Source organism: Streptomyces albidochromogenes (assembly GCF_005981925.1).
In the GTDB taxonomy this organism is placed as follows: domain Bacteria; phylum Actinomycetota; class Actinomycetes; order Streptomycetales; family Streptomycetaceae; genus Streptomyces; species Streptomyces albidochromogenes.
The window spans coordinates 25,559-37,548 of the sequence record NZ_VBVX01000025.1; the positions used below are offsets into that span (position 1 = coordinate 25,559).

8 protein-coding genes and 2 pseudogenes are annotated in these 11,990 nt (G+C 68.7%); 9 read left to right on the forward strand and 1 reads right to left on the reverse strand.

Translation table 11 applies throughout. The features are described from left to right. Positions 1-465: 465 nt before the first annotated feature. From E2E34_RS05740 to E2E34_RS05755, 4 genes and pseudogenes are all read left to right on the forward strand, one after another. Positions 466-1,704, forward strand: coding sequence for an IS110 family RNA-guided transposase (locus E2E34_RS05740; RefSeq protein ID WP_138900812.1), 1,239 nt, complete (start codon positions 466-468; stop codon positions 1,702-1,704). Between the two features lie 62 nt (positions 1,705-1,766). Next, positions 1,767-2,534, forward strand: a complete 768-nt coding sequence (locus E2E34_RS05745) for a hypothetical protein (RefSeq protein ID WP_138900813.1) — start codon at positions 1,767-1,769, stop codon at positions 2,532-2,534. Between the two features lie 85 nt (positions 2,535-2,619). Next, positions 2,620-2,778 (forward strand): annotated as a pseudogene (locus E2E34_RS05750) (helix-turn-helix domain-containing protein); the annotation flags it as partial. A 16-nt stretch (positions 2,779-2,794) separates the two neighbouring features. After that, a pseudogene (locus E2E34_RS05755) lies at positions 2,795-3,268 on the forward strand (hypothetical protein); the annotation flags it as partial. A gap of 770 nt (positions 3,269-4,038) precedes the next feature. On the opposite strand, the gene E2E34_RS05760 reads toward E2E34_RS05755, so the two are convergent. After that, the gene (locus E2E34_RS05760; RefSeq protein WP_138900814.1) at positions 4,039-4,401 is read right to left on the reverse strand and encodes a hypothetical protein; all 363 of its coding nucleotides are present in this window, start codon (positions 4,399-4,401) and stop codon (positions 4,039-4,041) included. A 545-nt stretch (positions 4,402-4,946) separates the two neighbouring features. On the opposite strand from E2E34_RS05760, the gene E2E34_RS05765 reads away from it, so the two are divergent. The 5 genes from E2E34_RS05765 to cas5e all read left to right on the forward strand — a co-directional run. Next, positions 4,947-7,811: a CRISPR-associated endonuclease Cas3'' gene (locus E2E34_RS05765; RefSeq protein ID WP_138900815.1), complete on the forward strand. Its 2,865-nt coding sequence runs from the start codon at positions 4,947-4,949 to the stop codon at positions 7,809-7,811. Positions 7,812-7,974: 163 nt separating this feature from the next. Then, entirely contained in the window at positions 7,975-9,585 is a 1,611-nt protein-coding gene (gene casA, locus E2E34_RS05770; protein WP_138900816.1) for a type I-E CRISPR-associated protein Cse1/CasA, read from the forward strand. A 119-nt stretch (positions 9,586-9,704) separates the two neighbouring features. Further along, complete coding sequence (casB, locus tag E2E34_RS05775; RefSeq protein ID WP_244315530.1) at positions 9,705-10,319, forward strand: type I-E CRISPR-associated protein Cse2/CasB; 615 nt, start codon at positions 9,705-9,707, stop codon at positions 10,317-10,319. 71 nt (positions 10,320-10,390) lie between these two features. Further along, entirely contained in the window at positions 10,391-11,566 is a 1,176-nt protein-coding gene (gene cas7e / locus E2E34_RS05780; protein ID WP_138900818.1) for a type I-E CRISPR-associated protein Cas7/Cse4/CasC, read from the forward strand. Continuing rightward, the coding region (gene cas5e, locus E2E34_RS05785; protein WP_138900819.1) for a type I-E CRISPR-associated protein Cas5/CasD at positions 11,563-11,990 on the forward strand (428 nt) is incomplete at its 3' end. The genes cas7e and cas5e, both read left to right, overlap by 4 nt.

Consider the following 11,990-nt stretch of genomic DNA (forward strand, 5'->3'; position numbering starts at 1 on the left):
ACGGCGTCGGAGCCGTCCTAATTCCTTGGTAACGGGCCGTGGGAGCCGGGGGTTTCCACCAGTCCGTTCGAGCGCTGGGGGGCCGATGCCCTTCTCTCGTCCCGGCCTTCCACAGTGCAGGTGGTGGCAGCCTCGCGGGCACCGAACGTACGCCTGGAGCCGTCTGGGCACTCGATCCCTTTATCCAGAGCGGCGGCGCTCGGTGTCTTCGAGGTCGCCACCGTCAACACTGTCCGCTTGATCACTCGTTTGTGTTGGTGGTGCGAGCCCGCCGCACGGTGACCTCCTGATACTCCAGAGCCGCCAGAGCTCCCGAGGAGACCGGGGCCCGTGGGGTGCGCTGGTGCCACGAACGGCTAGTGAGGTGGCGGACCGACCGAATGGTCGAGTCCTGGAATTAGGTCGCTGCGTGGCCCGCATGCGCTCGCAACCAGCGCAAACACCGCACCTCTGGGGAGGAAAGAGTTGATCTACTGCGGCATCGACTGGGCCGAGAGGACACACGACGTTGCCTTGGTCGACGACACCGGCCAGCTACTTGCGAAGCGACACATCACCGACGACGCGGCCGGCTACAGGAACCTGCTGGAACTGCTCGCCGAGTACGGCGACACGGAGGAGACCCCGATCCCGGTCGCGATCGAGACCTCCCGCGGTCTGCTGGTCGCGGTGCTGCGGGCAGGCAAGCGAAAGGTGTTCGCGATCAACCCGATGGCTGCCGCCCGCTACCGCGACCGGCACGCAGTCTCCCGCAAGAAGTCCGACCCCGGCGATGCCCTGGTCCTGGCGAACATCCTGCGCACGGACATGCATGCCCACCGGCCGCTGCCGAACGACAGCGACCTGGCCCGCGCCATCGCCGTACTGGCCCGCGCTCAGCAGGACGCGGTCTGGAACCGGCAACAGGTCGCCAACCAGCTCCGCTCCCTGCTGCGCGAGTACTACCCCGCCGCTCTGGAGGCCTTCGCCAAGTGGGACAACGGCTTATGCCGACCCGAGGCCCGCGAGCTGATGAAGCTCGCGCCGACACCGGCCAAGGCCGCGAGCCTGACTCGCACCCAGATCACGGCGGCTCTCAAGCGTGCGGGCCGCAAGCGCGGCATCGAGTCGGACGCCGAGCGGCTGCGCGAGGCATTCCGCACCGACTGGGCCCGTCAGCCCGAGCTTGTCGAGGACGCGCTCGGCAAGCAGACGCTCGCCCTACTCGGACAGCTCACGGCCGCCTGCACCGCCGCCGCCGACCTCGCCCAGGCCGTCGAGGAGGCGTTCCCGCAACACCCGGACTCCGAAATTATCCTCAGCTTCCCCGGCCTCGGTATCCAGCTTGCCGCCCGGGTGCTGGCCGAAATCGGAGACGACCGCACCCGCTTCGCGGACGCCCGCGGCCTGAAGGCCTACGCGGGCGCCTCACCCGTAACCCGGGCCTCCGGCAAGAAGTCCAGCATCACCAGACGATGGGTGAAGAACAATCGGCTCAACCACGCCGGCTACCTCTGGGCGTTCTCAGCGATCACCGCCTCACCCGGTGCCAAAGCCCACTACCGGCGGCGACGTGACGACCACGGCGACTGGCACGCCGCTGGCCAGCGCAATCTGTTCAACCGGATGCTAGGCCAGCTCCACCACTGCCTCAAGAACCGCCGCCTGTTCGATGAGCACACCGCATTCCCGGCGCCGCAGGCCCCAGCACTGGCGGTGGCATAGGTGATCCCGCTCACGACTCACCGCCCCCCAGAGGTCGCTCCGCAGCGTGCTTGAATCACCGGATGATCGACTGGTCCACACTCCACGACGCCTACGGCCCGGCACACGCGGTACCCGGGCTGCTGGACCGAGCCATCGGCCGTGACCAGGAGGCCATCGACTGCCTTTGGGGCCGCTTGTGCCACCAGGGGACGATCACCCCGGCGAGCATCGCCGCACTGCCGCGGCTCGCGGACATCGCGAAGACCGAGGACGCCGGGGACTGGGCGCTCGATCTGGCCGGAGCCATAGCGGGTGGCCTCCTACAACCTCACGGCGCCGACGAAGAAGTCGCACGCTGTGCGGCGACCTTGGCCGAGCTTCGCGCCATGACCGCCGCCCGGCTGCGGTCTGGCCTGGACGGAAGAATCTACCTGAGCCGACTGCGGGCCATGCTCGCGTTCGACGGCCAGACCTTGTGGTCCGAGGCCCTGGACGACTTCACCGATTCCTTCGTCACTGTCGCCTGTCCGCACTGCGACGCACCGGTGACGATCGCGGTCGGCGACTACGGCTGCTACTCCTCGATCCGGGACTGGAATCTGGGGGATGTCCACCAGGTCCCCCTCCGGCCGACCGTCCCGCACGAGCTGACCGGCACCGGGAGGATGTTGCACGAGTCGGCCGTACGGGATGGCCAGCAACGGCTCGCCTGGGGCCTGACGCACCTGTTCGGCCAGGCGGAATGCCCAGGATGCGGGAGCATCTTCGGCATCGCAGACGAGTACGAGGCCGCCAATGCACCCGCCCCATGGGACTTCGCCCGAGGCCACACCACGGACGCTCTCTGACGACCACCGGCAGGGCCCTCGAAATCGAACAGTGAGCTCGTGCCCGCTGTCCCGACTTGACGGCTTGACGCCGTGAGGTGTCTGGATAGCCCCGTTCTCCGGGCCGAGCCCTCGCGCCTTCGGGCAGCTGGTGACCGTGCTGCGACGTGAGGGTGCGGATGTGGTCCGCAAGGGCCGGCCGTGGAGCCTCCCACTGGAGGACCGGGCCCTGCTGGTGGCCGCGTACTGGCGCACGAACCTGACATTCTGGGCACGCCACCGGGGACACCGCCCTCGCCGCGATCAGCGCCCGGCTCGCCGAATGGGTCGGCAAGCGCGGCATGGTCGGCAGTCTCGGAGGCGACGAATTCGCCGCCCTCACCCGTATCCGCCCTCGCCACCAGGCCCTGCACCTGGAGCATCTCGCCCTCCCTGCTCGCCCAGCCGCTTACGTACAACGGCGAGCAGCGGCCCCTCGCGGTATCCGCCGGGGCCGCGACCCCAGACACGGTCGACACACGCGACCTGGCCGTCCTCGTGCGCGCGGCCGATACGGCGATGTACGAGGGAAAGCGGAAAGGCGCGTCGTCCAGGCCCGGCCTCACCACGCTCAGACGCGCAGTGTCAACGGCCGCCGCGAAGGCCGCCCCGGAACCCACGCCCGCCCGACCACCCACCACAGCATGACCGCCGCTCCGCGACTGGACACCGAAATGCCAGGCCCGGAGCGGCGGCTGCCCTGGCCACACAGCTAGGCATGGACGCGCCCATCTGGCCGGTGTGGACAGGCAACTCCGCAAGCGGGTCCAAGCCAGCACCATCCCCACACCGTCTATCTCCCGGCTCATCCCGGCCTTGGACGTGGGAAGGGGAATGGGACGCACCTGAGCGTATCCCGCACCAGACCGGACTGCTGGTTCGATCTCACTGACCCTCGGCCGCGTAAACCGATCCACGCGGCGGCGCCGGCCCCCGCCCGACTCCGCGTGCGCGGCGTGGGAGGGGGGCTCGTACCGCTCACCGCCCTGACGCGGTACGAGCCCCAACCCCCTGACTCCGGAGACATGACCCGGGATTCAAGCGTCCGGCCACGCCTGGTGCGGGGCGACGGCCCGGCTCGTGCTCCCCCACGACGTGACAATCGCTACCAAGGGTCCGACCCGCCGGCGGTGCCAGAGTCCTCGAGCTAGAGATCACCGGCACGTGTCAGCTCAACCTCCGCTCGCGCGGAGAGCACTTCTGAGCCCGGCCGCCGGTGACGTTCTCCACCGGTTCACCTCCGCTCGCGCGGAGAGCACGTCCCCGGGCCGACGAACCTGAAGGACTACCGCGGTTCACCTCCGCTCGCACGGAGAGCACCTCGGAGCCAAGGGCGTCGACCCGATGCGGGACGGTTCACCTCCGCTCGTGCAGAGAGCACCCCGCCCACATCGGGCCCTGGACCTCCGCCGACGGTTCACCTCCGCTCGCGCGGAGAGCACTGACGAAGGCCCCGCCCGAACCCGGACGGGACCTTTGCGTACCCCTACGACGCCGCACGCGGATCGTCCGCCATCCCCAACCCCTCCAGCAGCGCATCCATGAACTCCCGGTTGCCCCGGTGTGGGAATCTCTCGTCCGCCAGCCCCTGGCACACGTCCGGTGTCCGAGGATCGTCCTCCCAGGTGCCAAAGTCGAAGTTCCAGTCCTCCCACCCGGGGGCCGCTTCGGAGACGGCGACGCTGCACAGGCGTTTGGTCTCGGCCTGGCTGAGGGAGGGCGTCGCGGTGACAGTGGCTGTGGCCGTGGCTGCCTTCTTGGCGGGCTGGTCCGGTTCGCTGCTGGAGCAGCCAGCCGTGGCTCCGCCGATGAGGAGGACGGTGATGATGGCGGCAACGGTGCGGCGCATGGTTCCCCCTGGGGTTCTGTGACGCGGGATGCTACCGGTGGCCAGCGGATGGTGGGGGGAACGCGAAAGCCCCAAGGGCTCGGAGTCGGTGGGGCTTCGCTGCGCCAGCCGTCAGTCGGCGCGCTTCGGGTAGTACACCGTCGTCTCGGCCTGCTCGGGGTGCTCCCGGAACACCGCGCTATCCAACCAGCTGCGCGCCCTCGTTGACGTCCTGTAGGGCGGACGGTTCACCTCCGCTCGCGCGGAGAGCACCTGACCGAGTGGGGCGAGGGCGCCGCCATCGCCGGTTCACCTCCGCTCGCGCGGAGAGCACACCGAGAGGGTCGTCCATCCGATGCCGCTGGCCGGTTCACCTCCGCTCGCGCGGAGAGCACCCTTCCGGACCTGGCCTTTTCTGACGACTTTGCTGTTTCTTTGCCGAGCGTAGTTGTACATGCTTCTCGATTCGCTGTCATCGCGCAGCGAGTGTAAGACCCGCGCCTCTCATTCACATCAGATTAGGCCATTTGGGGCTGGTGTCAGTGGGGGGTGTTATCTCTGTGCACATGCTGAATCACGACGAAGCGGAAGCCTCGGGGGACCGTGTTCTGGATGTTCGATTGTGGGGCAAGGAGAGCGGGCTGTCTCGGCCGTATCCGGTTATGTGCCATCTCCTCGACACTGGTGCGGTGTTCCAGGGACTCTGGGATGTGGTTCTCAACGATGAGACCAAGGCTGCCATCGCGCGTTCGCTCGCCCTGAGTGTGGTGGAGGCGCGCGCGGTGGTGTCGTTTTGGGCCGGCCTTCATGACATCGGCAAGATCACTCCCCCGTTCCAGGCCCAAGTTTCAGCCTGCTACGAGCTGGTTCGTGACGATCCGGTCTATGGCTGCGCGCCGGGCGCTGAGGCCGAGAAGGGCTTCCGTCACGAGATCGCATCTCACTGGGCTCTCAACGAGCTCTTCAAGGCTGCGGCGTATCCCAGCAACGACCGCCTGCTGCATAAGTCGGTGAGCCATCAGATTGCGCAACTGCTGGGCGGCCATCATGGCCTCTTCGGCAGGGTCCTGAAAGCGAAGGAGGCGGCTCGGGCCAGCGACTACAACCCCGGCCTGGGCAAGCATGGTTGGGCTGACCAGCGGCGGGTGCATTTCGCGGAGCTACGGCGAGTTATGGGTGCGTTCGCAGTTCCTCGTGGCGGGTTGCCGGCGGGGCTGGCTGTAGTGGTGGGCGGGTTGATCGTGGTCGCGGACTGGCTGGCGAGTCAGAGGTCCGCGATCGAGCCGCGAATCCCTGGTCCTGGCTGGTCGGGAACGACGGTGGAGGTCGATGCCCACTGGCACGCTGCCGTTGAAGCAGCTCCCAAGTTGGTGCGGGCGGCGCGGCTGGGCCGGGCCCGGTTCTCTACCGGGGAGTTCGGTGAGATGTTCCCGTTCGCTGCCAACAGCTTGCAGCGGGATCTTGCGGAGCATCTTCCCGCGATGATCGGTGATCATGGGCCTGGGCTGGTGCTGGTGACGGCCCCGACGGGTGACGGGAAGACGGAGGCGGCGTTGTTCGCGGCCTCATTGCTGGGGAAGGCGGCGGGGGCCCGGGGGTTGTACTTCGCGCTGCCGACGATGGGGACGGCAGATGCGATGTTGCCGCGGGTGGAGGCGTTCGCCGCAAGGGCATTGTCCGGTGAGCGGGCGCTGATGCTGCTGCACTCGATGGCGTGGCTGAGTTCTCTGGGCAGCCCGGACAGGACGGCGGTGTTCGACGCGCCGGTCGGTGAGGGGTCCGTGAGTGCGGGGAAACGGACGTCGGTTGAGGCGGACGGGTGGTTACGGGGTCCGAAGCGTGGGCTGCTTGCTCCGCTGGGTGTGGGCACGATCGATCAGGCATTGGGTGCGGTGCTGCCGTTGCGGTACAACGCGTTACGCCTGTTCGGGCTGTCGGACAAGGTGTTCGTAGTCGATGAGGCGCACGCGTACGGGCCGTGGATGCATCAGCTCCTGGTGCGGCTGTTGGAGTGGCTCGGTTCGATGGGCGCTCCCGTGGTGCTGCTGTCGGCCACGCTGACGGGCCGTTCGGCGGGTTCGCTGGTGGACGCGTACCGGCGTGGTGCCGGGTTCCCCGGGCCGTCGGGTGTGTTGCCTCGGTATCCGGGCTGGCTGTTCGCGAGCGGCGTCTCGGGGGAGGTGTCGGCCGCACGGAGTATCGCGAGCAACCGTGCCCGTACGTTGCAGGTGTGCTGCCGGCCGGTGGTGTGGGACACCTCGGAGCCGGCTGGTGCGCCGGTGCGGGAGGGGGGTCGGCGTGCGGCGCTGAGGGAGGTGCTGGCACCCGTAGCCGCGGAGGGCGGCACGGCGCTGGTGTGCTGCACGACGGTGGCCGAGGCCCAGCAGACCTACCGGGATGTGTGTGCGGCGTTCCCTGAGTTTGCGGCGTATTCCGGTGGGGTGCGTCTGCTGCACTCCCGCTACCCGGCGGATGTCCGGGCGGCGATTACGGCTCAATGCGAGGCCGCGTACGGGAAGCCGGGCGGCGAGCCGGTTTCGGTGCGACCGGGGTCGGTTCTGGTGGCGACGCAGGTGGTGGAGCAATCCCTGGACTTCGACTTCGACTTGGTGGTGAGCGATCTGGCGCCGCTGGCACAGTTGTTGCAGCGCGCCGGGCGCGGGCGGCGGCATCAGCGGGGGCCTCTCGGCCGGCCGGGGTGGGCGGCTGCGGAGGACGAGCCCGAGCTGGTCGTGCTCGATCCGCTGGCCGCTCCCAGTGGATTTGTCCCCCGCTCGTGGGGGGCGGTCTACGACGCGGGACTGCTCGTACGCACGTCTCAAATCCTTGAGACGTGCGTCCCGGACGGCATCGCGGTCCCTGATGACGTGCAGCGGTTGGTCGACGAGGTGTACGAAGAGCAGTTCGTCGACCGGCTGGAAGGGGCAGCCCGCCAGGAGCTGGCGCGGCTGGACGAAGCACGGCTGGCGGGCGAGGCGGCCGAGCGGCATCTGGCGGCCTGGACCAGTATCTGCGCCCCGGCGGACATAAAGGGTGATCTCAGCAAGCTGTCCGCGCGGGAGGCGGGGGTGACCGAGGAATTGTTGACGACACGTCTCGGTGCCGACACCGGCCGTGTGCTCTGCCTGTACGAACAGCCAGGAAGGGCGGCCACGCTCGACCCCGGGGGCAAGGTTCCGGTCCCTGCCGGAGGCCGACATGGCCTTGGAGCGGCGGAGCTGGCCAGCGTTGCACGGCGGGTGGCGCCGGTGCCGGGGCGGTGGCTGCGTGGCGGCGAGCCCGGTGCAGTGGTGCCGAAGAAGTGGGGGACGCACCCCTCTCTCCGCGACCTCGTTGTGCTGCGTATGAGCCGGGTAGAGGGCGGGAGTTGGGCCTGCTACCACGGGCGTTACACGATTTCGATATCTGATGTCGGCCTCGAAGCCGACTGATCTTCACGTCTCCACCACTCCACTCACGCATTTCCGCTACTTTCCGAGTGCTGTCTTCCGATGCCGAGTGGGCACGCAGCCGCTGTCCAAAGTTGCGCGGCAACATCCGCCAGTTCCCCTCCCCCGCCCTCCAGCGCTGTCTGATTGACGACAGGACATCTCCATGCCGACCAGCACGTACAACCTGATCGACCAACCGTGTGTCCCCGTGCGCTGGAAACCCGGCAGCGTGGCCTCCGGCACGCGCCCGCTCCCGGACCTCGTGGGGTTACGTGAACTGCTGCTGCGCAGCCACGACATCGAGTCCCTTGCCGTTGCTGACGCGCCCGCGCATTCAGCCCTGCTCCGCATCCTTTACGCCCTCACGGCCAAGGTGGCCGGCTTGACTGATCAGGGCTCCGAAGGCGATTGGGGTGAACGCCGTCTGGAAGTCCTCGACGCCGGCCGGCTCCCGCCCGGGGAGATCGACGCGTACTTCGAAAAGTTCAAGACTAGGTTTTTCCTGTTCGCGCCGGGCGGGCGTCCGTGGATGCAGGATCCCCGGCTGATAGAGCAGTGCGACGCGACGAACACCGCCGGTGTCAACAAACTCATCGTCACTCGCCCCTCAGGCAACAACCACTCCTGGTTCCGGCACGACACGGACACCGCCCCCGAACCGCCGACCGCTCCCGAAGCCTTCCTCAGCCTGCTGGTGTGGCACTACTACGGGCCGTCAGGACGGTGTTCGTCCCGTGAGGTGAACGGGGTGAAAAGCGCGAGCGCCACCGCCGGACCGCTGCGGACGGCCCTGTCCTATCACCCCCAGGGCGATTCCCTCTTCGAGACGCTGCTCGCCGGCCTCGTACCACCGGAGGAGAGCGTGAGCGGGGAGGTGGACCTGTGCCCCTGGGAGCAGGAGGACCTGCCGGATCCGGATCGTCCGCCGAGGACGTCCCGGGGGCCGCGTTCGCGGCACACCGGCCGCTCGCAGCACGCGCTGCTCCTGCTGCCGGACGAAGACAGCACCCATGTGCGGGACGCGTTCATTACCTGGGCGTACCGGGGCGAGCGGATGCCGCGGGAGGACGACTACGTGATCTGGCAGACCAGCCAGCAGGGCAACCGCTACCCGCGTCCTGCCGACGCCGGGCGGGCGCTGTGGCGGGACCTGGACTCGCTGCTGCTGCAGCATCCGCCCGCGGGCAGCGCACACCCGCAGCAGCCCCGTGTGTTTGCGTCAGCGGTCCAGGTCTCCGAGAACCTGCGGGTGCGGGCGCTCGGCTTCGACCAGGAGGGGCAGGCCAAGGACACTCAGTTCATCGACGCGAGCACCCCGGCCGTCCTTGGCTACGCCGAAGACAACGATCCCCGCACCGTCCCCGCCGTCGGCCGCCTGCGGCAATGCGGCGAACTGTACGGACGGCGTCTGGACCGGGCCGTCAAACGGGCCTGGGGCTCCTACGTCAGGGATGCCAAAGCGGATGGTGCGGCCTGGGCGGCAGAGGCCGGCGCCCGATACTGGCCGCGTGCCGAGGCCGAGTTCTGGGCACGGTTCCGCCTGCTGGACCGCACCGGTGAGGTGACCGACGGCGGGTTCGACCCGGCAGCGACCCGTCGGGCGTTCCTGCGTCTGGCCGAGGAGGCGTACGACGCGGTGACCGCGCCCTTCACCCGCACGCTGCGCGGCGCGAAGGCCGTCTCGCAGGCCCGCATCGAACTCTACGGCGGAACCCCGAAAACCCGGGCGACCGTGCCCGGACCCCGCAGAAAAACCAAGGAGCCCACCGCATGACGACCACTCCCCTACCAGCCATCCCGGGCTCCACCAGCGTGTCGACAACGGCCGGCAATGTCCCGCGACAAAGCGGTGCATCGCGGGCGGGCCGCTCAGCTGCGTTCACCAGCTGGGTCGTGCAAGTCAGCCGCGAAGACCCCGGTGCCCGCAGCGCGCTGCGCAGCGGGCTGCGCAAGGACCTCGACTCCGTGCGGCGCATGCACCGCCTCATCGCCCCGTGGCTGCCCGAACCGCGGACCGAGGATGTTGAGCGGGCGTACTACGCAATCGCCGCGATGATCGCCGCCCAGCCCCGCAGCGCACTGGCCGTACCGGCCGACGGCCCGCTTCAGCCCGACGAGGAACTGGCTGCGACCGGGAGGGCAGGGCGGCGCCGTGCCAGTCTCGGTGCGGCTTTCGCGGCCGCGGTCACCGAGGGGCCGGGCAGGGAGAAGGAGATGCGGGTAGGGACGGCGGAGAGCCGTCTCAACCTCCTCACCCGCCAGAGCGTCAACGGCCTGCACCGACATCTGCCCTCCGCCGTCGGGTATCTGCGGTCGCTGGGCGTGGAGGTCGACTGGGCGCAGCTCCTTGATGATCTCGGTGACTGGCGCAAGCACTCGGGGCGGATCTCCCGCACATGGCTCCAGGACTTTTACCGGGTGCTGGGCAAGAAACTCGCTCAGCAGGCGGACGAAGCCGACGAGACGGAACTCACGGGCGAATCAACACCGGCCCCCGCCACACCCTGACCCCTCTCCTCACCGCATCCGCATCCGCATCCGCATCCGCATCCGCATCCGCACGAAGGAGTCACACCACCATGTTCCTGCCGGCCCGTTTCATCGACATCCACATCATTCAGAGCATCCCGTTCGCCAACCTCAACCGGGACGACACAAACTCGGTCAAGACTGTGCAGTACGGCAACGTGCTCCGCACGCGGGTCAGCAGCCAGTCCTGGAAGCGGGCTGTCCGCGGTGTGTTCGAGGACCGCATCGGTCAGGCCGCGTTGCGCACCCGCCGCATCGGTGAGCGCGTCACCCGCCTCCTGGCCGAGGACCGCGCATGGCCGCTGGACCTCGCGGAAAGGGCGGGGGCGCACACGGCCGCGGCCAGCAGCATCAAGTTCGAACTCGCGAAGGACCCCGAAGACCCCAAGCAGTCCGTCACGAACAAGGTCCTTACCAACGCGATGGTCTACGTCCCCGAGACCGCCGTGGCCGACCTCGCTGACCTGGCCACCGAATACCGGGAGGCGCTGCAGGGCGCCAAGGACATCAAGAAGCCCGCTGACAAGAGCGTCCTGCCCGCCGACCGTGTAGAGACGGTGCTGCGCTCCCGCAACGGCGTCATCAACCTCTTCGGCCGCATGCTCGCCGAGGTCGACAACGCCGGTGTCGACGGCGCCGTCCAGGTCGCCCACGCCCTCACCACCCACGAAACCGACGTCGAACTCGACTACTTCTCCGCCGTCGACGACGTCACCGCCACCTGGGGTGACCAGACCGGCAGCGGCCACATGGGCCACACCGAGTTCAGCGCCGGCACCTTCTACCGCTACGCCACCATCGACCTCCGCGACCTCGCCCACAACATCGGCGAAAACCCCGACGAACTCCGCGAACTCACCACCGCCTTCCTCAACGCGTTCATCCTCTCCCTGCCGCAGGCGAAAAAGAACTCAACCGCCCCCCACACCATCCCCGACCTCGCCCACATCTGCGTACGCACCGACCGGCCCCTGTCCTACGCCGCCGCGTTCGAAAGCCCCGTCGCCGCATCCGGACAGGGCGGCTACGGTGCCCCCTCCCGCACCACCCTGTCCGAGTACGCCGAGGCCGCCAACCTCCTCCTCGGCACCAACGGAATCCTCACCTCCGGCTGGGCCGGCGTCGACGCCAAGGGCCTCGACGGACTCGGCACCCGCCACACCAGCTTCAACACCCTCATCGACAACGCCATCACCACCGCACTGACCACCGGTGGCACGGCATGACCACCCCCCTCCCCGCCGCCGAGCCGGGACTCCTCCTACGCCTAACCGGCCCTCTCCAGTCCTGGGGACTGCACAGCCACTTCAACGACCGCGACACCGCCGCCTTCCCCACCCGCTCCGGCGTCATCGGCATGCTCGCCGCAGCCCTCGGACGTGGCCGCGACCAGCCCATCGACGACCTCACCACGCTGCAAATGACCGTGCGCACAGACCGGCCCGGTGTACCGCTGCGCGACCTGCACACCGTCGGCGGCGGCCTCCCCGGCAAAGCAACAGTGACCACCGGCGAGGGCAAGAAGCGCCCCGGTGACACCGGCACCCTCCTCACCCACCGCAACTACCTCGCCGACGCCGCCTTCACCGTCGCCCTCACCACCCCGCAGGCAACCCCCCACACCAGGGCGCTCCTCGACCACTGCACTGA